Annotated in this window: 17 protein-coding genes; 11 read left to right on the top strand and 6 right to left on the bottom strand. The window is 35.2% G+C overall.

Going from position 1 to position 24,737, the window contains the following annotated elements; genetic code table 11:
* Nucleotides 1-24: 24 nt before the first annotated feature.
* The 11 genes from ABXT06_RS08005 (at nucleotide 25) to ABXT06_RS07955 (ending at nucleotide 16,840) form a co-directional block, all read left to right on the top strand.
* Nucleotides 25-1,764 (top strand): RagB/SusD family nutrient uptake outer membrane protein, encoded by a 1,740-nt coding sequence (locus ABXT06_RS08005; RefSeq protein WP_354590277.1) that lies wholly within the window; start codon nucleotides 25-27, stop codon nucleotides 1,762-1,764.
* Nucleotides 1,765-1,808: 44 nt separating this feature from the next.
* On the top strand, nucleotides 1,809-2,843 hold the full coding sequence (locus ABXT06_RS08000) for a DUF5627 domain-containing protein (protein WP_354590276.1): 1,035 nt from the start codon (nucleotides 1,809-1,811) through the stop codon (nucleotides 2,841-2,843).
* A gap of 33 nt (nucleotides 2,844-2,876) precedes the next feature.
* Nucleotides 2,877-4,553 (top strand): endo-1,4-beta-xylanase, encoded by a 1,677-nt coding sequence (locus ABXT06_RS07995; protein WP_354590275.1) that lies wholly within the window; start codon nucleotides 2,877-2,879, stop codon nucleotides 4,551-4,553.
* A 595-nt stretch (nucleotides 4,554-5,148) separates the two neighbouring features.
* Nucleotides 5,149-8,157, top strand: coding sequence for a SusC/RagA family TonB-linked outer membrane protein (locus ABXT06_RS07990; protein WP_354590274.1), 3,009 nt, complete (start codon nucleotides 5,149-5,151; stop codon nucleotides 8,155-8,157).
* 9 nt (nucleotides 8,158-8,166) lie between these two features.
* Nucleotides 8,167-9,663, top strand: a complete 1,497-nt coding sequence (locus ABXT06_RS07985) for a RagB/SusD family nutrient uptake outer membrane protein (protein WP_354590273.1) — start codon at nucleotides 8,167-8,169, stop codon at nucleotides 9,661-9,663.
* Nucleotides 9,664-9,823: 160 nt separating this feature from the next.
* Nucleotides 9,824-10,786, top strand: a complete 963-nt coding sequence (locus tag ABXT06_RS07980; protein WP_354590272.1) for a glycoside hydrolase family 43 protein — start codon at nucleotides 9,824-9,826, stop codon at nucleotides 10,784-10,786.
* A 51-nt stretch (nucleotides 10,787-10,837) separates the two neighbouring features.
* Nucleotides 10,838-12,124 carry a family 8 glycosyl hydrolase gene (locus ABXT06_RS07975; protein WP_354590271.1) on the top strand — a complete coding sequence of 429 codons (1,287 nt, stop codon included), beginning with the start codon at nucleotides 10,838-10,840 and terminating at the stop codon, nucleotides 12,122-12,124.
* A gap of 18 nt (nucleotides 12,125-12,142) precedes the next feature.
* Nucleotides 12,143-13,258 carry an alpha/beta hydrolase-fold protein gene (locus ABXT06_RS07970; RefSeq protein WP_354590270.1) on the top strand — a complete coding sequence of 372 codons (1,116 nt, stop codon included), beginning with the start codon at nucleotides 12,143-12,145 and terminating at the stop codon, nucleotides 13,256-13,258.
* Nucleotides 13,259-13,324: 66 nt separating this feature from the next.
* On the top strand, nucleotides 13,325-14,494 hold the full coding sequence (locus ABXT06_RS07965) for an alpha/beta hydrolase-fold protein (protein WP_354590269.1): 1,170 nt from the start codon (nucleotides 13,325-13,327) through the stop codon (nucleotides 14,492-14,494).
* A gap of 311 nt (nucleotides 14,495-14,805) precedes the next feature.
* Nucleotides 14,806-15,780, top strand: a complete 975-nt coding sequence (gene lhpI / locus ABXT06_RS07960; protein ID WP_354590268.1) for a bifunctional Delta(1)-pyrroline-2-carboxylate/Delta(1)-piperideine-2-carboxylate reductase — start codon at nucleotides 14,806-14,808, stop codon at nucleotides 15,778-15,780.
* Complete coding sequence (locus ABXT06_RS07955) at nucleotides 15,773-16,840, top strand: proline racemase family protein (protein ID WP_354590267.1); 1,068 nt, start codon at nucleotides 15,773-15,775, stop codon at nucleotides 16,838-16,840. Before lhpI ends, ABXT06_RS07955 begins: the two co-directional genes overlap by 8 nt.
* A gap of 145 nt (nucleotides 16,841-16,985) precedes the next feature.
* On the opposite strand, the gene ABXT06_RS07950 is transcribed toward ABXT06_RS07955, so the two are convergent.
* From ABXT06_RS07950 to ABXT06_RS07925, 6 genes are all read right to left on the bottom strand, one after another.
* Nucleotides 16,986-17,444: an RNA methyltransferase gene (locus tag ABXT06_RS07950; RefSeq protein ID WP_354590308.1), complete on the bottom strand. Its 459-nt coding sequence runs from the start codon at nucleotides 17,442-17,444 to the stop codon at nucleotides 16,986-16,988.
* Between the two features lie 206 nt (nucleotides 17,445-17,650).
* Nucleotides 17,651-18,769: a hypothetical protein gene (locus ABXT06_RS07945; RefSeq protein WP_354590266.1), complete on the bottom strand. Its 1,119-nt coding sequence runs from the start codon at nucleotides 18,767-18,769 to the stop codon at nucleotides 17,651-17,653.
* Nucleotides 18,770-18,860: 91 nt separating this feature from the next.
* Nucleotides 18,861-20,525, bottom strand: a complete 1,665-nt coding sequence (locus ABXT06_RS07940; protein ID WP_354590265.1) for an eCIS core domain-containing protein — start codon at nucleotides 20,523-20,525, stop codon at nucleotides 18,861-18,863.
* 111 nt (nucleotides 20,526-20,636) lie between these two features.
* On the bottom strand, nucleotides 20,637-22,730 hold the full coding sequence (locus ABXT06_RS07935; protein WP_354590264.1) for a DNA/RNA non-specific endonuclease: 2,094 nt from the start codon (nucleotides 22,728-22,730) through the stop codon (nucleotides 20,637-20,639).
* A 102-nt stretch (nucleotides 22,731-22,832) separates the two neighbouring features.
* Nucleotides 22,833-24,131 carry a hypothetical protein gene (locus ABXT06_RS07930; RefSeq protein WP_354590263.1) on the bottom strand — a complete coding sequence of 433 codons (1,299 nt, stop codon included), beginning with the start codon at nucleotides 24,129-24,131 and terminating at the stop codon, nucleotides 22,833-22,835.
* Nucleotides 24,132-24,159: 28 nt separating this feature from the next.
* On the bottom strand, nucleotides 24,160-24,735 hold the full coding sequence (locus ABXT06_RS07925) for a hypothetical protein (protein WP_354590262.1): 576 nt from the start codon (nucleotides 24,733-24,735) through the stop codon (nucleotides 24,160-24,162).
* Between the last annotated feature and the right edge of the window lie 2 nt (nucleotides 24,736-24,737).

The following is a 24,737-nucleotide window of genomic DNA, read 5'->3' as shown; positions in this document are numbered from 1 at the left end:
TTAGAAACACTTAATTTAATTAATATGAAAAAAATAAAACTATTAACTTTTATATCAATTGTGTTTGTTTTTTGCAGTTGTGATGACTTGATTGAACCTGCTATAGAAAATAACAGGGGATTGAAAGATATGTATGCTGAAGCAGAATATGCCCAAGGAATTCTTTTAAATGCTTATACACGATTACCAGGAAATTCTTGGTCTTTTAATGATGTGGCTACAGATGATGCTGTTACCAACGACATCAATAGCAATTACCTTAAAATAGCAACAGGACAGTGGACTGCCAATTTTAATCCATTAGACCAATGGACAAATTCAAAAAGCGCTATACAATATCTGAACATATTTCTTGCTGAAGCAGATAAAGTAAAATGGGCAAAGGATGAGAATGTTAGTGTATTGTTTAAAAATCGTTTAAAAGGCGAGGCTTATGGTTTGCGTGCACTTTACATGTATTATTTATTGCAGGCGCATGCAGGTGTTGCATCTAATGGTGAGTTATTGGGAGTTCCAGTTTTATTAGAGCCTCAGACTTCAACTTCAAACTTTAATGTTGCCCGCAGTTCATTTGAGGATTGCATGAAACAATTATATGCAGATGTTGCAAAGGCAGTAGAATTGCTTCCATTAGATTTTGAAGATGCTACGGCTTTACCTCCTGGGTATGATAATTTAGCAGATTATAATCGTGTTTTTGGGCAATATGCTAGACAAAGAATGTCTTCTAGAATTGCACAAGTTGTAAGAGCTCAGGCGGCTCTATTGGCTGCGAGTCCAGCCTTCAGTTCTGGAAGCACGACTACTTGGGAAAACGCTGCTAAATATGCAGGGGATTTGCTAAATCTTAATGGTGGAATTGCTGGTATAGATGCAAACGGATTGAACTGGTATAATAATGCGGCTGAATTGAGCAGTTTAGGAGGAGGAGTAAATCCTAAAGAAGTAATCTGGAGATCGGATATTGCAGAAAGCAATACTTTAGAGAGTGATAATTTTCCACCAACACTTTTTGGAAAAGGACGTGTTAATCCAACGCAAAATTTAGTCGATGCTTTCCCTATGGCCAATGGATATCCTATTACAAATCCAGCCAGTAATTACAATCCCGCAAATCCCTATGCCAATCGTGACCCACGTTTGCAGAAATTTATTTTAGTAAATCAGGCTACGGCGGGTGTAAACAATACAGTAATTACTACAGCAAGTGACGGAAGCACAAATGACGCACTAAACAAAGTAGGTACATCAACACGAACTGGCTATTATATGAAAAAATTATTGCGCCAGGATGTTAATTTAAATCCAAACGGAATAAATAATCAAAGACACTATAAGCCACGTATGAGATACACAGAGCTGTATTTAATTTATGCTGAAGCAGCAAATGAAGCATGGGGACCGCTGGCTACTGGTTCTGCAGGATTTTCGTCTTACGAAGTGATTCAGGCATTAAGACAAAGAGCAGGAATAAGCCAGCCTGATTTGTACTTAGAATCTATTAAATCGGATCAATCTGCGATGCGAAATTTGATTAGAAACGAGCGCCGATTAGAATTATGTTTTGAAGGCTTTAGATTTTGGGATCTACGCAGATGGAATTTGACTTTAACAAGTGCTGCAGAAGGAATGAAAATTCAAGGAGGTGCTTATCAAAAAATTACTGTAGAAAATAGACTTTTTCAAGAGCATATGAATTATGGGCCAATACCATATTCTGAGGTTCTTAAGTTTAACGCACTGATTCAGAACAAAGGATGGTAGAATTATTTCTATCTAAAATGTCTATTATTAAAACGCATAGAAAAATGAAAAACAAGATACTTTTAATGGTCGCGGTTGTTTTTGGCTTATTGACGGCATGCACTAACGATGATCAAAATTTTGATGATTACGAATATTCAGCAGTTTATTTTGCCTATCAGTTTCCTGTTAGAACTATAACTTTAGGAGAAGATATATTTGATACCTCACTAGATAACGCCCATAAATGTAAAATTATGGGAACCTTAGGCGGAGTTTATGAGAATGGAAAAGACGTAACAATTGATGTTTCGGTTGCCAATTCTTTAACATTAAATCTTTTATTTAATAACGGAGGCGAGCAGATTGTTGCAATGCCTGCAAATTACTACACACTTTTGAGTAATAAAATTGTGATTCCGAAAGGCCAGATTTCTGGAGGAGTAGAAGTTCAGTTGACAGATGCTTTCTTTGCAGATCCTCTTGCGATAAAAAAGACATACGTTATTCCGCTTCAAATGACAAAAGTTGTAAATGCTGATTCTATATTATTAGGGAAGGCACTCGTTGCAAATCCATTACGACCTATAGCTTCCGATTGGAGTGTGGCTCCTAAAGACTTTGTTTTTTATGCTATTAAATACGTAAACCCATGGGACGGATTTTATTTAAGAAGAGGCAAGGATACTTTTGTTGGAAATAACGGAAACACAGCGCTTAACAAGGTGGTGAAACGTCACAACGAATATGTTGAGAAAGATCAGGTTAACAGAATAAATACCTTGTCAATGAAGACTATAGATTTTCCAGTTACTATTAAAGATAATTCGGGAGCCAATATTAATTTTAATCTGGTGCTCACATTCGATGATAATAATGGTTGTACTATTTCTGGAAACAATAACACTCAGTTTACAGCAACTGGAACAGGTAAATTTGTAAAAAAAGGAGAAAAAAACAGCTGGGGGAGCAAGGATCGTGATGCACTTTATTTAGATTATAAAGTAAATTTTCAAGATTTTAGTTTAACGACCCAAGATACATTAGTACTTCGTGATAGAGGCGTAACTGCAGAATTATTTACGCCAGTTGCCAAATAATTGAAAATTATTAAAAGTATAAATTTAAACAATATGAATAAATTATATAAAATGGCGATGCTATTCTGCTCTACAGCAGCAATCTGGTCTTGTGCAAATGATAGTGTTTTAGATTTTGAATATGCTAAACCTGAATCAATTGCAAATCAGGAAAAAATAGATGCTTATAAAGATTTAAAAACATATGTCGATAGATCTCGAAATCCAGATTTTAAATTAGGCGCTGGAATTTCGATATCAGAATATGTTTCAGGTGGAATTGTTAAAAGACTTGTAGATCGAAATTTTGACGAAATTACCATGGGATATGAAATGAAACATGGAGCAGTAGTTAAAAATGACGGGACGTTTGATTTTTCAGGAATAGATAAACTTCTTGCAGCCAGTCGACAATCTGGAGTTACAGTATTTGGACATACTTTATGCTGGCATTCAAATCAAAATGCGACTTACTTAAAGAGTCTTATTGCTCCTGTAATTATTCCATCAACAGGAGGTCCAAGCTGGGATCTTGTAACAGGGAATGATTTTGAAACAGACAATACATCCAATTATCAGGTGAATTCAAATGTAACTGCTGCATATACTGCAGTTGGCGGAGGTCCAAACGGATCGGGTAGAGCGCTTAAACTAACCAACGCGGCAGTTCGTGCAAACGATTGGGAGGCGCAGCTATTTATAAAATTTTCTCCAGCCGTTCAAGCAGGTGAAAAATATCAGCTGTCTATGGATGTTCGTTCTGATGTAGATGCTTCATATTCTACACAAGCTCACGTAACACCTGGAGCATATAAACACTGGGATTTTTTCGGAACAATTTCTTCAACTCCAACTTGGACAACCTATACAAAGGAAATTACCGTGTCGGCAGAGCAGGCAACTTGCGGGGCAATCGCTTTTAATCTTGGAAAAACAGCTACTACTTACTATTTTGATAATATCACATTAAAAAAATATAATCCAACGGGAGGCAGTACAATCATTGAGAAAACTCCAGAAGAGAAGAAAAACATCATTAATCAAAGTCTAGAGAAATGGATATCTGAAATGGTAAAAACATGCGCGCCTACTGTAAAAGCTTGGGATGTAGTAAATGAGCCAATGGATGATGGCAACCCTTACGAATTAAAAACGGGTATTGGAAAAACTCTCGCTGCAGATGAATTTTTCTGGCAGGATTATCTAGGTAAAGATTATGCGGTAGAGGCATTTAGATTGGCAAGAAAGTATGGTAACCCAACAGATAAATTGTTTATAAATGATTACAATTTAGAGTATAATCTAGATAAATGTAGAGGACTTATCAAATACGTAGAGTATGTTGAAAGTAAAGGCCAAAAAGTTGACGGGATTGCAACACAGATGCACATTAACATTAATTCGAATAAAGAAAGTATTGCAACCATGTTTCAATTATTAGCAACTACCGGTAAACTTATTAAAGTCTCTGAGTTGGATATAGCACTAGGAACTGGAGATGCAAATGAAGTTGCGCTCCAAAAGCAAGCTGAAATGTATAAGTATGTAATAGATATGTATTCAAAATATATTCCAGCCAAACAAAGATATGGTATTACGGTTTGGGGAGTTACCGACAGTAGTAAAGATTCTTCTTGGCTTCCTGGCGAAAACCAAGCTTTATGGAATATACAGTTTACCCGTAAACCGGCCTATGCAAGATTTGCAGACGGATTAAACGGAATGAAATAAATATATATTTAAGTGTTTTTTGTAGCCCGATGCGATTGCATCGGGCTTTTTTTTGAAAATAAGGCTTGTTGAATAAAAAACGGTTATTTTTTTAACAACCGATTGTTATTTTAGCTTTTCACAGCGCTTTTTTAAGCAACACTAGTATAAGATAAATTGTAAAATTGACCGTTTTAACCAATTTTAGTAAATTTTTACTTATATTTTATAAGTTTTTAAAGATTTTGCTCTCTTTTTTTAATATTATACTTTTTGTAGAAAAGTGGTCAGTTGGCTACTAAATTATTATTATTTATTTTAAAATTATTTTCAAAATAGATAATAATTAATTTTTTTTGGATAAAAATATTTTTAATGTTTTTATTTATGCTATTTTTTGAGTTTTTTTTAAAAAAAATATAAAGCAACCGATTGTTTTATAAGTTGTTTTTTTATATTTGTTGATGATATGTTGTTTGTAAAATTGATTCATATCTAAGTAGTCTTTTGTAAAAAAAGATTTTTAAGCATAAATAGAAAAAAGAATACATATGAACCTTTACTAATTTAAAAACAAAAACCATTAACTATTTAAACCAAACAAAAAACAATTAATATGAAGTTAAAACTCAAAATTGCACTAATCGGGCTGCTGATAGCAAGCAGCCATAGTATAATGGCACAATCAAAGACCATTACTGGGGTGATTACCGATCCTTCAGGATTTCCTTTGCCAGGTGCCAGTATTAATGTAGAAGGTACGCAGAATAGCGCATCAACAGATTTTGACGGTAAATACTCATTGAAAGGAGTTAACCCCACCGATAAAATAACATACTCTTATGTTGGCTTAATCTCACAAACCATTACTGTGGGTGAAAGAAATTCAATTAATGTTACCCTTGTTCAATCCACACAAAATTTAAATGAAGTCGTAGTTGCTTATGGTACGCAAAAGAGAACGAAAGTTACAGGGGCAGTTTCAACGGTAAGCTCAAAAGATATTGCCGCAGTGCCTATTACCAATGCTGAGTCTGCTTTACAAGGACGTGCAGCAGGGGTTACAGTTGTAAATGGTGCACCTGGTTCTAATCCTACCGTTAGTATTCGTGGTCTGGCTACAATGGGAAATAGTGCTCCTTTATATGTAATTGACGGAGTTTTAACGGGGAACCTTTCTGGTTTAAGTCCAAATGATATCGAGAGCATTTCTGTTTTGAAAGATGCCTCGACTACAGCTTTATACGGTTCTAAAGCTTTTAATGGTGTAATTATGGTTACTACCAAAAAAGGTAAAAAAGGCCCAGGTCAGTTAAGCTTTAGCACTTATGTTGGAGGACAGGAAGTGACAAAAAGATATAATGTTTTAAACACGCAGCAATACCTTCAGTACGCTAAAGATCTAGGAAGCGATTTAACAGCAAGAGCAGCTGAGTTTGGAAACATTAACACAAACTGGCAAGACCAAATTTTTCAAACCGGAGTTATGCAGGATTATAACCTGAGCTTTTCAAATGGGACAGAAACTTCAACAGGGCGTTATTCTGCAGAATATATGAAACAGGAAGGAGCTATTGTGAATACTGGTTTCGAACGTTATTCTTTTAGAGCTAATAATACACAAGATATTGGCAAACTGAAAATAGGAAGTAACATGGGAGTTTCTTTTAGCACTATTAATCCTGAGCGTACCTCAGGTGGAAGAACGTTATTAGAGCATGCCATTAAAATGGCTCCTTATTTACCAATTTATAATGAAGATAACGTAGGAGGGTACCAAGGGCCAAGTGCTATTGATGGTAACGATGCTGAAAACCCTGTGCGTGTAGCTAATTTAGGATATCAGAAAATAAATAATTTATCTATTATCGGGAATATTTATGCGGAGTTAGAAATTTACAAAGGTTTGAAATTCAGATCACAAGTCTCTTTAGATTACTACACAAGCAAAGACCATACTTTTGTGCCTGGTTTTCAGGACGGTTCTTATCACAAACAGGCATTTTCTTCAACAAACGAAACAAACTCACAAGGGCAGACTATCGTTTTTGATAATAGTTTGACTTATAAAACGACTATTGCTCAAAAGCACAACCTTGAAGTATTGGGAGTTATTACTAAAATTGACGGAAAATCACAAAGCGTAGCAGCAGGAAGCCGCTACTATATTTCAAACGAAATTGATCAATTGCGTTATAACGAAGGAAGTTTAGGATCTGCTAATTATGAAGAAAAAAACTTAGGATATATTGCACGTATCAACTATGACTATGATGATAAATATATTTTAGCTGTTTCAGGACGTAGAGATGCATCTTCTCGTTTTGGGTCAAATAACCGCTGGGGGAATTTCTACTCGGTTGCTGTAGGATGGAACATAGCTAAAGAAAGTTTTATGGAAAACTCTATTTTCAGCACATTAAAACTTAGAGCTAGTACAGGAACAACAGGAAATGATAGAATAGACAACTATCAATACAGCGCTACTTTGTTGGCAAATTATAACTATCCGATTGGAGGAGCAAATGCGCCAGGGGTTTCTTTAGGTGTTGCAGCTAATCCAGACTTGAAATGGGAATCAAAATTAGATAGAAATATAGGTGTTGATTTTGGTTTATTTGATGATAAACTTACAGGTTCGTTTGAATATTTTAACAATAAAAGTAGTGACATTCTTTTTGCAGTTCCTCTTGCTGCTTCTGTTGGATCTGCAGGTGGTGGTACTCAAATTCAAAATATTGCAGACGTAAAAGTAAGCGGTTTTGAGGTTTCTATTGGTTACAATGACAGAAAAGGAGACTTTACATGGTCTGCATTGGCAAATCTAGGAACAAGTAAAAATGAGGTGGTAAGCTTGGCGCCTGGAGTAACTAGCGTATTAGGTGGTCCTGCAGCAAGAGCTGGTCTTGAAAATTTCTCAAGATTAGAGGTAGGACAGCCGTTATTCTATTTTTATGGATATCAGACAAATGGAATTTACCAAAACCAAGCAGAAGTTGATGCTGTTTTTGGACCAGGCCAGACTACTATAAAACCTGGTGATATTAAAATTGTTGACCGTGATGGCAATAAAGTGATTAATTCTGATGATAAAACAAATATCGGAAATCCATATCCTGATTTTACTTACGGATTAAACTTAACTGCAGCATATAAAAACTTTGATTTCAATTGTTTTATAACTGGAGTTGCAGGTAACGATATTTATAATGCAAATACTTTTGATTTAAAAGGAATGAACCGTTTGTTTAACGCAAGTACAGATGTTTTAGACAGAGCAATTGTTCAAAACGGTGTTGTAACGAATCCTTCAGCTACATTGCCAAGAGCTCAAGGAGCTGATATCAACTGGTCTTCAGCAAATCAGCGTTATATTGAAGATGGTTCTTTCACAAGATTAAAAAACATCGCTTTAGGATATACATTAACAGGAGATGCATTTAAGAGTTATTTCTCAAAAGCAAGATTCTATATCAGCGGACAGAATCTTATAACAATTACAAATTACTCTGGTTTAGATCCAGAAATTGCACGTGCAGATGCTAATGCAAATTCAGCTGGTATTGATTTAGGAAGATATCCACAGCCGAAGTCGGTAATTTTTGGAATTGATGTTACATTTTAATATTTAAAGATGATGAAAAAAATCAAATATATACTTATAGTACTGTCTGGAGCTTTAACAATAACTTCATGTGACAGTAGCGAATTAGAATTGACTAATCCCAATACTTTATCGCCTGAAACTTTCTTTAAAACAGAAGCACAAGTGCAGTCTGCTGTAAACGCTTCGTATGCAAATCTTCAGACAAGAGGACTTTATGGAAGAAATCTTTTCTTTGCTATGGATCTTATGGGGCATGATGCTTTAGGAAATCCACAATTGGAAGGTAACAAAAAACCTTTTCAGGATTTTTCTTTTAACGCAGGAAACGATATTATTCAATATTACTGGGAATCTTGTTATATAGGAATATCTAGAGCCAATTTTGTTTTGGACAATGAACCTAAAATCAATGCGCTTCCAAATTCTGTTTTATCTCAGGAAAAAAAGAATAAATATTTAGGAGAGGCTCATTTTTTAAGAGCGTATTATTATTTCTTATTAGTAAAACGTTTTGGCGATTTGCCAATTTATAAAACAGGTACTATTGTTGGAAATGCAAGAAGCCCTAAAGCAGAGGCATATGCTTTAATTGAAGAAGATCTTGTATTTGCATCACAAAATCTTTTGCCAAAAGCATCAGAAGCAGCAGGAAGAGCCAATAAAGAAGCTGCTTACGCACAATTGGGTAAGGTCTTATTATATCAAAAGAAATATACTGAAGCTTTAGCTGCACTTAATAATGTTACAAGTTTCAGTCTTGAAGATAAAGGGAATTTCTACAACAACTTTATGGAAGAAACAGAGCATGGCAAAGAATCGATTTTTGAAATAGAGTTTGACGAAAAAAATGGAACTGGAGATCAATGGGGAGCTGTTGGTGATAGTGGAGGAACTGGTTTTGATGAGTCAACACTTAGAGGTCAAGAATATGGTAATCTTAGCTGGTACAATGTTTATCCCTCAGATGATCTTTTAGATTCTTATGAAGCTGGTGATAACCGTTTTGGTGATACTTTTTATGTGCCTGGTTCATCTTATTTAAAAGGGACTAAGGTAATGGTCGCTAGTAATTTTACTACTTCTGCAGGAATTAGAAGAGCGGGTTGGAAAAAATACCAAAACTATTATAACAGAGAAGATGAGGCAACACGATCAAGTATTAACTTTAAAGTGATGCGTTATGCAGATGTATTGCTTATGAAAGCTGAATGTGAAAACCAAAGAGATGGCGGTTCCCAAACAGCAGCGATAGCATACATTAAGCAAGTTCGTGATAGAGCAAACTTGACAACAAATATTACAGCATCAAAAGACGCAGTTTTTGCCGCAATTGTTCATGAACGTCAAGTAGAATTTGCAGGAGAACAATCTCGTTTTGATGACCTTATAAGATGGAACATGGCAAGTACTGTATTGCAAGGTACAGGTTTTACAGCTGGCAAAAGTGAATTATGGCCTATACCAAATAGAGAAACATCTTCTAATCCTAATATAAAACCAAGTGATAACAATCCTGGTTATTAAGATAATTAAATTTTGGTTAGTTTAAGTTAAATAAAGTCAAGTTAAGTTAAGTTAGTTTTTTTATAAACAGCGCATTTAATGCGCTGTTTATTGTTTACAGAAACAAAACAGGAGAAAAACTGATTGCATATTTTAAATTATTTCAATTAAATCAAATAAAATGAAAAATACAGGCAAAATTTTATTTGTGCTTTTTTGCAATTTATTTGCAGTATATACAGAAGCACAAAATCCTATTATCAAAGATATTTTTACTGCCGATCCCGCACCTCTTGTGCATAAAGGTACTTTGTATTTGTATACAGGACATGATGTGGCAACCCAAGAAGATACTAATTATAAAATGGCCGACTGGCACGTTTTTTCTACAACCAATATGAAAGATTGGAAAGATCATGGGGCATTGCTTTCTCCTAGCACATTTTCTTGGGCAACGGGCGACGCATATGCAGCTCAGTGTATTGAAAGAGATGGAAAATTCTACTGGTTCGTTTCCACATTTCATAAAAAAGATGAAGTTAGTCAAGGTGGTGCAGCAATAGGCGTGGCAGTTTCAGACAGTCCAGTAGGGCCTTTTAAAGATGCAATAGGAAAAGCGCTTATCATTAATGAAATGACCACAGATATGAAGTATGGTTGGGATGACATCGACCCAACTGTATTTATAGATGATGATGGACAAGCCTATATGTTTTGGGGAAATGGAAGTTGCAAGTGGGTAAAACTTAAGAAGAACATGATAGAGGTGGATGGTGAAATTACTACTTTCACACCTAAAAATTATATTGAAGGTCCGTGGGTTTATAAAAGAAAAGGGATTTATTATTTAGTTTACGCCAGCGCTGGGACCAAACCTGAAATGATAGAGTATTGTACAGCAAAAAAAATAACTGGACCATGGACATACCAGGGAATTATTCAGGAAAATGTGCCGAATAGTTTTACTACGCATCCTGGTATTATTGATTATAAAGGAAAGTCGTACTTTTTTTACCACAACGGAAGTCTGCCAACAGGAGGCAGTTACAGACGTTCAATTTGTGTAGACTATATCCATTACAATAAAGACGGAACTATCCAAAAAATTATACAAACAACAGAGGGTGTGAGTTCAGTAAAATAAAACTTCATTTTAAATTTTTAGGATGGAGAAATACTATTTAAACAAATAAATATGATTGTACATAAAAATCTAAGTATTAAAATTTTGGCTTTTGTGATGATCTTCATGCTGGGAACACCATTGTGTGTAATCGGGCAGAACAAAAAGAAGACTGCTAAAACAGAATCTAAAAGACCTCAGTATAGAAATCTCTTTAAGGAAGCAGGCTACAGCCAAGATGAAATAGATAAGAAAGTTGCCAAAGCTTATTTTGATATATTCGAAGGTCCAAATAAAGTATATTTTGAAGAAGGCGATTCTCTCGGATATGTTTCTGATGTTAAAAATAAGGATGCTCGCACCGAGGGAATGTCTTACGGTATGATGGTTGCCGTTCAGCTCAACAAGAAAGAAGTTTTCGATCGTTTGTGGAGATGGTCTGTAAAATATATGCAGCATCAGGATGGACCAAGAGAAGGTTATTTTGCTTGGAGCGTAAATCCGCTGACCAAAAAACAGAATTCTCCAGGTTCAGCTTCAGATGGTGAATTATATTATGTAACGAGTCTTCTTTTTGCTTCTAACAAATGGGGCAATGCTACGGGAATTGACTATTACAAAGAAGCCAGAAGAATACTTGATGCCATGTGGAAAAAAGATGGCACAGGGAATGTACATAACATTATAAACACTGAAAACAAACAGATTTCATTTGTGCCTGAGGGAGGCGGTTATAACTGGACAGACCCTTCCTATCATGTTCCAGCATTCTACGAAATATGGGTGCTATATGCTAAAGATGGCCATGAACAATTTTATAAAGAATGTGCAGAAGTTTCGCGTAATTTTTTGCATAAAGCCTGTCATCCCTTAACAGGCTTGAATTCAGATTATACTGAGTTTAGTGGCGAACCGCATCCAACACCTTGGATGCCTGCTGGATTTCGCTATGATTCGTGGCGCGTTCCTATGAATGTGGCAATGGATTATACTTGGTATGGAAAAGATAAAAAATGGCAAGAAGGATATGCTCAACGCTTTCAAGATTTTCTTAGATCTAAAGGATTAGACAAGTTTGAAGACCAATTTAATTTGGACGGTTCAACTCCCGACTTTATCCTTCAGGCTGGCCCTGTCAAAAAGCTAAGACATTCTATTGGGTTAGTAGCTACTTCAGCAACAGCATCATTAGTCAATCAAGATAAAGAAAGTTTGGATTTTGTTCATGCGGTCTGGAACGCAAAACTTGAACCTTATGAAGACGGTTACTTTGATCCCTATTATGATGGGCTGATGTATCTTTTTAGTCTAATGCATCTTAGCGGAAAATATCAAATTATTGTTCCAGAAGTAAAATAACTTTTAAAACAAAAAAATATGAAACAGTACAGAATTGTTATCTTATTGCTTTTATCAGGATTTGTTGGATTTGCACAGACAAAAACAACCTCGGTAATTGAAGACTTTAAGCCTTCAGTACTAAATCAGCCGGGACAGGAATATCCTAAAGTTAATTCTCAAGGCTATGCTCGATTTCAAATTACAGCTCCCGAAGCAAAATCGGTTGTGGTAAGTCTTGGGTTGGGAGGTGCCAAAGGAGGAACTGTCCTCACAAAAGATCAGGACGGTTATTGGAGAGGCACTACAGAAGGAGCAATGGATGAAGGTTTCCATTATTATCATCTTACTATTGATGGTGGAATTTTTAATGATCCAGGTGCACTTAACTTTTATGGATCTACGCGTTGGGAAAGTGGTATCGAAATTCCAGCACACGATCAGGCTTTTTATGCATTAAAAGATGTTCCGCACGGAAATGTACAGCAGATTCTTTTTCCTTCAAAAAGCACCAATACATCACGCAGGGCTTTTGTATATACTCCACCTTCTTATCATAAAGATAAAGACAAAAAATATCCAGTTTTGTATTTACAGCATGGCTGGGGAGAAGATGAAACGGCTTGGAGCAATCAAGGACGCGTCAACTTAATTATGGATAATTTGATCGCAGAAGGTAAAATAAAACCTTTTATTATCGTGATGACTTACGGAATGACAAACGAAATTAAGTATGGTGGTTTGGCAAGTTTTAAAATAGAACCCTTTCAGACTGTTCTGGTAGATGAGTTAATTCCTTACATTGATTCAAACTTCCGTACAGTTTCCAATCAAGCAAACCGTGCTATGGCTGGACTGTCAATGGGCGGAATGGAAACGCATTCTATCACGCTAAACAAACCTGATGTTTTCTCTCATTATGCACTTTTAAGTGGAGGAATTTATAAGCCGGAAGAAATTAAAGATAAGTCAAAGCTTAAACTGATTTTTATAAGCTGTGGTAGCCGTGAAAGACCAGAATCAGTACAGTCTGCCGTAAAAATACTTAAAGATGCGGGCTTTAATGCCGTTTCATATATTTCTGAAAATACGGCCCACGAATTTTTGACCTGGCGTAGAAGCTTTAAAGAATTAGCTCCATTATTGTTTAGGTAACAGTTGAATTTTTATGCGATAATGTCAGAACATTTAACTGAAAAGACAAACTTTAAAAACCGAAAAATGAAATTAATACTTTATGCAATTATAATAATTTTCGAATTGTGTTTTCAAATGGCATGGAGTCAGGAAAAACTTCAAGTTATTGAAGATTTTAAACCCTCATCGCTCAACCAGCCAGAAAAAATATTTCCTCAGGTTAATTCGCAAAAACAAGTTCGTGCCAGTATTTTGGCTCCAAATGCCAACAAAGTGCAGCTTGACATTGGAGGAGTAAAATATGATATGCGAAAAGACGATAAAGGTGTCTGGATAGGAGAATCAAATCCACAGGATGAAGGATTTCATTATTATCAGTTAAATATTGATGGAGCTTCGGTTCCTGATCCGGGAAGTTTATATTTTTACGGCGCAGGAAGGCTAGGAAGTGGTATCGAAATTCCCTCGGCAGATCAGGATTTTTTCGCCTTGAAAAATGTACCCCACGGACTGGTAAGCGAAAATATTTATTTTTCTAAACTCACCAATTCTTTTAGACGCTGTTTCGTTTACACCCCAGATGGTTATAACGAAAACACGAAAATGCGTTATCCAGTACTTTATCTGCAACATGGAAGTTTTGAAGATGAAACAGGCTGGTCTTCACAAGGTAAAGCAAATCTGATTTTAGATAATCTAATTGCTTCAAAAAAAGCTCTTCCAATGATTATTGTAATGGATAATGGTTATGCTTATAAAACTCTCGATGTTAATTTTACAGATAAAAATCAATCTAAGGAATCTGTTTTTGAAAACGTGCTTATTACAGAAGTTATCCCTATGATTGATGCTAAATTCCGAACAATTCCAAAACGTGAAAGCAGGGCTATTGCAGGGCTTTCAATGGGAGCCAATCAGACCATGAGAATTATGATGAATCATCTTGATACTTTTTCGTATTATGGAGGATTTAGCGGTACGGCAAATTATCCAAGTTCTGATGTAATTGATGCTTCTACGTTTTTAGACGGAAAATATAAAGACGGAAATGCCTTGAACAAACAGATTAAACTGTTCTGGCTCGGATTAGGAACAAAAGAGCCTGCTCCGTTTCCTAAATCAATTGGTGCCTTTCGCACAATGCTAGAACAGCAGGGAATTAAGTATGTATATTACGAATCGCCTGATACGGCTCACGAATGGCTCACTTGGAGAAGATGTTTTCATCAGTTTGCGTCTAGATTATTTAAATAAAATAGTATAAATATTTGTTTTGGCCTGCTTATCATTAAAAAAAATAATGATAAGCAGGCCAAAATGCATTTAGACATTCGGTGAAATAGATTAAAAACCACCTTTAATTTTCTAAAAAAAAAAATAAAAATTGAGTTAGTTTCTCCATTATTCAATCTTTATTTTTTGATTTCCTATTTCAGTACACAATATTAATGAAACAGGTAATTTGTACTATATTAACCGTAAATTAGTGTATGTTATCCGATTGTAAGTGAAATAGTATTATGGTGAAATAATCTTCTATTTTTAGTGAAATTTCAACAAAATACATGGAACCAATACAACTTATTTCAGATCATTTCATTGAAGAAAAATGCAATTTTAAAGAACTTATAGAAAGACTTCGGGCAGGATTTTCGACCTCGGATATCAATGTGCCTATGCGTCATCATCATGATTATTCTAATCCAGAAGAAGGCAAAGATTCAACATTACTACTAATGCCAGCGTTTCAATCAGGCAAAGATTTAGGCGTAAAAATAGTTACAGTAAGTCCTAATAACGGTAAATATGATTTGCCGTCAATTCAGGGAACTTACATTTATCTTGATGGACACAAAGGAAATATAAAGGCAATTCTTGATGCAAAATCACTTACTGGCAAACGTACTGCGGCAACATCGGCTTTAGCAAGCAGTTACCTTTCGCGAAAGGATGCTTCGTCTATGCTCATGATTGGCACTGGAGCATTAGCCATTAATTTAATTCAGGCACATGCAAGTGTTAGACCTATAAAAGAAGTTTATGTTTGGGGAAGAACGGTAGAAAAAGCTCAATTGGTTTGCGATGCGCTTAAAAACTCTTCACTGATCTGCAAACCAGTTTCAACAATAGAAGAAGTTATTTCTGAAGTTGATATTATTTCGGTAGCGACTTTATCACCTGTTCCGCTTGTTTTAGGAAAATGGCTGAAAGCAGGACAGCACTTAGACCTTGTTGGGGCATATAAAAAGGATATGCGCGAAGCAGATGATGAAGCAGTTTTAAAATCAAGTCTATTTCTTGATACTTACCAAGGCGGATTAAAGGAAAGCGGCGATATTTTGATTCCGCTCACAAATGGAATCATCACAAAAGAAACAATCAAAGCAGATTTATTTGAACTGTGCAGTAATGCCAAACAGGGTAGAACATCAGATGCCGAAATCACCTATTTTAAATCCGTTGGACATGCATTGGAAGATCTTGTTGCAGCTGGATATTTCTATGAAGAGTATAATTTAAAAACACAAAAAAATGCCTAATACATACCAAAAAATTTGTAATAATATTGATTATAAACCAGATGCTTCTGTACTGCAGATAAAAACTATTGACATGCACACAGGTGGAGAACCCTTGCGTGTAATTGTTTCTGGTTTTCCAGAACTTAAAGGCAGTAATGTTTTAGAATATCGAAGAGATATAAAAGAAAACTACGATTATTTACGAACAGCATTGATGTTTGAACCTCGCGGTCATGCTGATATGTATGGCTGTATCTTGCTGCCGCCAAATGATGAAGAGGCAGATTTTGGTATTCTTTTTATGCATAATGAAGGATATAGCAGTATGTGCGGTCATGCTATTATTGCTATAAGCACATTGGCTGCAAAAATGAACTGGATTAATGTTAAAGAAGGTGAAAATGAATTGAAAATAGACGCTCCTTGCGGTCGAATTATTTCATTTGTCAATATATTAAATGGAGAAGTAACAGGAGTAAGGTTTCATTGTGTGCCAAGTTTTGTAGTAAGTTTGGATCGCCTTGTAAATGTTCCAGGCATTGGCGATGTTGTGTATGATCTGGCTTATGGCGGTGCTTTTTACGCTTATGTTGATTTAAGAAAAAATACCCATTTGAATTTTGGATTAACTGAAGAAAACTATAGAGCGATTATTCAAACTGGAGTAGATATAAAACATGCTGTTATGAATTATAATAAAGATATTCAGCATCCATTTGAGGAGGATTTGAGCTTTTTATACGGAACTATTTTTATCGACGAACCAATGAATATCTCAAATCACAGTCGAAATGTTTGTGTTTTTGCCGATGGAGAAGTAGATCGTTCTCCAACAGGTTCTGGTGTTTCTGGAAGAATAGCGATTGAGAGAGCTAGAAATGTGATAGACGCGAATGAATTTATCACAATAGAAAGTATAACAGGAAGTACTTTTATAGGATCGCTTGTAAGGGAAGAAAAATTTGGTCCTTTCAAAGCTGTGATTCCCCAAGTTGAGGGAACGGCTTTTGTAACAGGAATAAATACGTTTTTAATAGATTCTAAAGATCCTATGAAAAATGGTTTTATACTGAGATAGTTAAAGTTTAATTATGCTTTTTAATTAGAAAATTCCATAACAAAAAAAATCAGATTCCTTAACAAGAATGAAAAACTGCATTTTATTTGTTATAGAATTTTTAGTTTGATGCTCTAGTTAGAAAGTTGTGTTGAAATTAGATTTTCTAAGAACGCGGTTTAGACAAATTTCTATCATACATAACAATAGTTCCTGCCACGGCCACATTCAAACTTTTTTCTGATTTAAATTTTACTAAATGGTGGCATTTTTCCATTACCTTTTTTGATAAGCCATGATCTTCTGCTCCCAATATGTAAACACAGCGTCTAGGATGTTCAAAAGTTTCTAGGTCATCCGCTTTTTCAGATAATTCAACGCCAACTAATCTAGCTCCTTTGGGCAAATTCTCGAAAAAAGCTTCAAAAGTATCATAATGAAAATAAGGAATTGCTTTTACTGCATCATGCGTATCACAGGCTTGTTTGGCATAGCGATTTCCTATGGTAAATATAAAAGTAGCGCCTAAGTTTTGAGCAGATCGCCATAAAACCCCTAAATTTTCAGGTGTTTTACCATTTTGTATTCCTATACCGAAGTATTCATTTGTAAAATTATCACTCATAACGGCAAAAGTACAAACTGTAGGTAGATAAATCAATTTTTTTGGTCAAGCAAAAAAAACTTTTGTTATTGTAATTTTTCATGGCTTTAATTGATTAAGTATACCTGAAACACTTCATTGAAGTTTTAAATCGTTGAGCAGTTTTGTGTTATTAAGTTGAAAACTGCTCACTGATTTATTCTAAATAGGAACATTCAAATAATGTATTAAATTGCCGAAAAACCTGTTTTCACACTCTGATACATTGGTTTTTTCGTTAAATTATCTATTCTATAAGGTTGTCCACCTCCAGGTGTATAGTTGTTTGGAATAGTGCCAGTTGTAAAAGAACCTGAAGGTTTTGTCATTCCAAAAGTAGTTTCAGAACCTTCTTTAAGGGTAGTCTGATTCAGAAATTGAAATACACAAGCGCCTAAAAAGTTACCTCGAGGATGTGAATTTTGTATTTGAGAAAGAACCCATTCAGCTTGCTTTTCTTCTGTTTTTACGGGCCAACCTGGATCCTGTTTGATAGGAGTGCCCATTTCTGCGAAGAAAAAGGGAATATTAGGAAAATAGTATGGAAATGTATTATCAATATAGTTTTTTATATAGGAACCAATATTCTGTGGATTTGTTGAAGCAATAAATCTGGTATTCCAAACATTCTCTAGGCCTATGGCTTGAAGTGCAGCATGAAGATTTTGGATAGCAATGATTCCAGGTATATCTTTATTTGTGGGATCAGCAAATGAAACTGGTGCGGTAATTGGTAGTAAATTCGATGCAGGAATTCCTAAACTGGTTTCAATATTGACAAGAATCTGAATCATCTTGGCAACATCAGTAACAGAAAAACCCCCTGCAAGATCAAATTCATTTCCAATTCCCCATATTCCCGCAGCTTTATGAGGAGTAGTTCCAGCATTGTAAATTTCAGTTACCATTGCTTTAATATCAGGAGTTACATCTTCTTTTCCTTTGTGTAATTTTTCCATAAAGTAATTAGAAATAGGAACAAAAACCTTAATGTTATTAGTCACACATTCATTTAAAAATAAAATATGTGATCTCTGATGTTGTCCTGGTTCCTGACCAGGAAATGGAGGCACACTCCAATCGTAGAGATGTAAAAAGTTTACTTTGAGATCATTGGCAAAATTAGAAAGATCACCACGACCACCATTTGTTCTTCCCCATATAAGAGGAAAGCTAGAATTGGTAAAATCGGTGTCAAAATACTTGTCAGGAGGATTTAACGCATCATCTGATGGCGCTGGTACATAAGCGCTTCCTCGCATAGGAAATAATGCCGAAGCATTTGGAATTCTTGAAATGTCGTTCATTTTTGTAGTTTTTAAAGATTAATATTTAGAAAATTTGCAAATAAGATTTGTTCTCTAACTCTTTTAATAATTAGAACTTTTTCGTTTAATTTCATCTAAACCATTCAATGCCATTTTTTAATTTTTTTACACCCCATGAGAAGGTATCCACAACCTTTGGAAGAATAAAACTTGGAAATTCTCCCAATACTCTGTCTGTTGTTCTTGCAACAGATTTAACTATTTCCGGAGTATATTTTGCAGTAGTATCAGATAATTTGTCTGCTAGTGGACTTGCAAAGCTTGCCACTGTATCAATCACTTTTCCTGGAATCGTACCTCTTCCAATATATCTATTTTGATCTTGAAGGGCTCTAGATGCTTTTAGAGTTAGATAAGGGATTAAACCTGAACCAGTTGCTGTTGGTTGAACAGTTTTTCGTTGTAACCATTTATGTTTATTTTGATGTCGTTGTAAAAGAAGAGTTTTGTAGCTATTATAAACCTGAGCAACCATAAAACTTTTATCTAGAACACGTGGACCAGTATCGTCGGTAACTAATATTCTGGCGATATCAAACAGATATGAATTAAGTAAGTCGTGTATTCGTCTGTCTTTCTCTGTCGGACTAATTGAATTATCAGCATTAATTGTATCACCTAGTTTTAAGACTACATTTACATAATGCATTGCCCTTGTATTTACAGAATCCTGATTTAATTTTTTGGCTCTTTTACTTTTAAGTGTTTTTTTATAATTTTTTCCATATCTCTTTCTGCTTCTTAAAGGCTCAGGCCCTCCCAGATCTTTTACAACATTGATATGATCTTTTTGTCTGCGATCTGTTCTTGCATTTTTCATTGGAGAAATAGTATGTCTATGCAATCCAACTATTTGTGAATAGGGTTGATCTGTATAATCGTTTTCTTCACTTTTTTCTTTGTCGGTCATGAGTTCAGATGCTAGTGTATGCACGCCTATTTCATGAGCAATCATACCAGCAATATCACCAACAGATGATATCCTCAAAAACCAATCAGCCATATTGATCAGAATAGCTGTGCCACTTTTTTGTGTATCGGCAGGATTAGTCCCGTTCATTTTTACAACATTCACAAAAATTGCTCGTAGAGTTCCTGTTTTTGTGGCTTTTAAAGCTTCTTGAACGTATCCCATTACGATTGTTAGCTTAGTTGATTCTTCTTGAGAAAGCGTTCCTGTGTAATCAGCCCCAGCAGCATGAGTAATGGCTAGTTGTGCAACATTTGCTTTTTTTTGTAAACTGTTGTTTTGAGATATTTTTGTATTGCTAGACTGCAACTTTGGTTTCTTTTGTAAAGCTTTTACCCCCATAACATCAGCTTCTTTTTCCAAACCCTTATCATCATTCACATTCACTTTACCCTTCATTTGCAAAGTTGGTTTTACTCGTCCTTGCTTTTGCTGTACGACATGCCATGCTTCGTGAGGCAAATGTTTTTCTTGTCCAGAAGCTAGATGAATATCTGTTCCTTGAGCATAAGCGTGAGCATTGAGTTGCGCAGGTTTATCTGAATTATAATGAACTTTGACATCATCCATAGCATGACCAGAAAGATTTTCTATAGCCGATTTTAGATTGTCGGGTAAACCAGTATTGTTTGTTTTTCTTTGTAAGATAGAGGCAGGACGATTATCCTGAAGTGCTTTTGCTTTATTTTGAATGGTTTTTTTTTCAAAAGAAGCAGAAACAGATTGATCTTTATTTTGACTTATTTTATGAAGTGAATATCCCATATTTAAATAGTAATAATAATTATAATCAAACTTTAAGAAACATATCAGTCTTCGACTTGTTTTTATGTGATGTTTTGCTAATCATTAAAATCAATAAGTGTTACTGAAAAATTACTTACCGGGATAGCGATATGTTATTTCCCAAACACCAGGCTGAATCATTACGACTCTCGATGCAATAACAACCATCATCTGTGCTTCCATAGGACTACCAATAAGTATAGGTTCTTCCACCATACAAGGAGCTCCAAAATGGAAAAATTCAAAAGAACCTCCCCATTCAGATTTTCCTTTTACATCATATAATGCTCCTGCAAATTGTTTATGAGCATTGGCTAAATGTCTGAACTCTGGCGACAAAGTTTTGGCTGTATTAAATTCTTCTACGCTTCGTTGTAAATGTTGTACTATATGTAACGGGAATACAAATTGTTCGTTTTGTGTTGAAATAGCCTCTTTGATAGCAGCATTTAAGTCTTCAACTGCAGAATCAGCATTAATTATTTTTTTGATTGCCTGATCTAAATCGCCTGCTTTTACTAGCTCATTAGCTTTATCCAATAATGCTCTAGCAGCTTCTATTTTGTTTGTTATTAGTTCCTCCAATAAAGTTGGATCAAGGACATTTGCAAGTGATAGAATTGTTCGTTCATACTTTTGTTCGACAGAATGATGAGCTTGGTGTAATAATTGAAGAACGCTTTGTTTATCACGGCTTAGAGCTTGTACTATGGCATCGGCATTTCCTAATTCTGGAAAAGTTGAAGCGATCCAAGCGACAACATCATCTTTATGTACTCCGTGCAATGATGGAGCCCATTGTTTTGCAGTCAATTCTCTATTGTTTGTTGGCGCTAAAGTCAAATTCTGTCCATCATTTGCTGAATTATTAATTCCGAAGGCAAATTTATTACCAATATTAGGCGTTATACCCGGTATCGTAGTCGGGTCTACAGCTTTGTTTGCGGCGCCTCCTGGACCAGAAGGTATATTAGCCAATGGAAAAGCTTTACCTCCTGTTACAGCCTTCATATTCCAAGTAACTGGAATTCTCCTTGGAATGTTTATAATTTCGTCTAAAATTGCAATAGGATGTATTTTTGAACCTATTTTAATATGTGTAGGACCTAAATTCGTATGTTTTATTATTTGAAGATCTAAGATTTTCCGTACTTCAACAGGATATGTTGTCGAATCGTAACCAACTTTTACATTGACGGTTACACTTCCTCCAGCATTAGCAACTTTTTTAATTTGTTCTTCCATAGTTTGTGCATATGCAGGAGAATTAAATTCGGAAATTTGAGGGGCTAAGTTCCACATTTCGAAAGTGTTGTCTTTTTTGCCTGCTAATTGATCTGCAACTAAATGTCCAGCATCATAAAATTTTTTAATATCTGCTCCCTGAAGCAATAACTGTTCTGCACGTGCCATACTTGTAACTTTAGACAAATTGCCATCTTTTGTACGTTCAGTGCTTCTAAGTGTTGATTTTTTAATTTCGGCTTCAACTTCACCTGCTTTATATAGATCTCCAACAGGTTGTACGCCTGGTAGATTTAATTCTTTTCCCGATACTTTTAATACTTCGGTAATGGCGCCAGCCGGAGTTTTTTCCACAGTTCCCGAAACGTTCTTAATTTTCTTTTGTAAGGTCTTATTGGATCTTGAAAGCTCTTTTTTAATTTTTTTTTCAAAAGATTTGTTTGGTTTTAATTGTAAAGCTTTCACCCCCATAACATCAGCCTCCTTTTCCAAAATTTTGTCATCATTTACATTTGCTTTGCCTTTCATTTGAATCGTAGGTCTCACACGTCCTTGTTTTTGCTGTACAACATGCCACGCCTCATGAGGCAAATGCTTTTCTTGTCCAGATGCAATGTGAATATCGGATCCTTGCGCATAAGCGTGAGCATTTAGCTGTGCAGGTTTATCTGAATTATAATGAACCTTTACATCATCCATAGAATGTCCAGAAAGGTTTTCTATTCCCGATTTTAGATTGTCTGGCAAACCGGTGAAATTTTTTTTTGCCTGAATTGGAGACGAAGCTGCTTCCTGATTAGCAGTTTTTTCAGCAAGTTTTTGTTGTATAACAGAATGTTCTCGATTATCTTTTAACTGAATGGCGGTTTTGCCACAATTTGCATTTGCAGCAGTAGCTTGTATTTTATTTTCAGATATTTTTTGATAATCCTGAGCCATTTTTACTCTTTAAAATTAAAATTGTATTGCGTTTTATAGCATCTGCCTGAATTTGATTAATTGGATTAATGAAGCGCAAAACTCTTTTTAGGTATTTTTATACTATTTACCAACAAGTTTTAATTTCTTCATTATCTCTTCTGGAGAAACTTCATCTAGTTCCTCTTTATCTTTTATTGGAATAGATTCTTCTTCTGATTGTGCTTTTGTATATGGTTCTGGCTTAAAAGAACGATAGTCTTTATGTATGCCTTCTTCTGTAAAACTTTCTTTGGATAGAGTCAAGTTAAATTCTTCTCCTTTTTTGTGCTCCTCCTTTTTATCTTTCTCTCCACTATGTTCCTCATGATCTTCTTCATGATCTTCAGCAACCACAAAGCCTGCTTTTGTATAAGATTCTTTTGCTGTATATGCTGAAGTGACTTCTATACTTGCAGCACCAGTTTGAGTTAATAATTTTTTTACTGCAGCCAAAAGTGCGCTGCCGCCTCCTTTTATATTGGGGTTACCTATCATCCATCTGAGGTAAAGTGTCGAGTCTTGAAGTTCTTCTACAATTAATACCCCAACTAATTCTTTAGTATTTTTCTCAACTGCTTTAATTCGCCATTGACGTAAATCTTTATAAAAAGGTACATGCGTTTCATATGCCATATCTTTTGCTACATCCCAACCATCATCCTCTTGTTCCCAATGTCTGCCAGATCCCTTTTCTCTATCTTCACGATCTGCCTTATTAATAGCTATCACACCGGTGCTACGTGTTCTGGCATGTCGCCCTTTGTTTCCCCACAGCACTGCTATTTTAGCCAGTTGTTCTGGCATACGTTCTTTTTTCCAGTCTGTTATGTTTTCTAATTCAATGTCGTTATTCTTAACTGCTTTGTGTTCTGATTTCTCTTCTACATGGATTGTTTCTTTTCTTACATACATTTCATTGGTATCAAAAGACATTTCGCCACCATCATTATGAATTATTTTCAGGACCCGTACCCATTCGTATACTTTTTCTCCTTTTTTGTCTTCTTCTCTTTTTTTAGCAATTTCTTGATTAGATCCGCGTCTTGAAATAAGAACGGGTGCATCATCAATTTTTAGTGTATCTCCTTTTTTTAATTGACCTCCTTCAGATGGTTTTAATTCATTAGAAAGCCCGTGGTCATTTCCAAATAATGAATTTCCTTCAAGTTTAACAATATGAGTTACACCCCATGTAACTGTGGCATTTTTTATTACTCTTTGAATGGGTAAGTCACTTGTTGTGATATTTTCAGAGAGTTTTCTTTGAACAACAGAGAGTTTTCGATTATCCTGTAATTTGGTAGTATTATTTCCTTGAGTTGCATTTGCTGCAATTACAGTTGTCTCATTTTCGGATATTTTTTTATGCTGTTGCGTCATTTTCTTCTTTTTTGAATTAGATAACTGCTTATTCTTCCGAGTCTATTTGATCTTTAAACGATGTGACTTTTACAGGACCGATACCGCCTAAATAATGGATCGCCGAACAAAAAGGATGGTTATGAATTATAGTTTTTAAATTCTCTAGATTTTTATCGAAATAGGGGAGTTTTACCTTTTTTCCTGTAATGAGTTTTATAAGATGATCATTTTCTAAAGGATATACTTTAAAAAGAGGTTTTCGTGCAGCATAGAAAAGACTCTCATCGTCTGCAATAAAAGAAATTTCGCCACGGTTTTCTTTTAGTTTTTGAGGATTGGTTTTTAATAAGTGAATAATCTTAGCCTCAATTTTGCTCACCATTTCATCTACACTTTTTTCGGTAGTTTGTACAACCAAATAAATATTTTGGGTCGTAATAAGATATCCGTTTATCAAAAAAAAGATCTTGTCGTCGAAATCATTCAAAGCCATTGCGATTATGGTGTTTACATAATTGGAATCGAAATATTTTTTCCAGTTTCCAATTTTAAGAGTCACTTTTAGGCGATGCAATTGTGGCGCAGCAACGGCAACTTTTTTTATGTTTTCATTCTTTTTCATAA

The sequence above is a fragment of the Flavobacterium sp. UW10123 genome, assembly GCF_040538975.1.
Classification (GTDB): Bacteria; Bacteroidota; Bacteroidia; order Flavobacteriales; family Flavobacteriaceae; genus Flavobacterium.
This window is presented reverse-complemented; position numbering and strand designations above follow the sequence as displayed.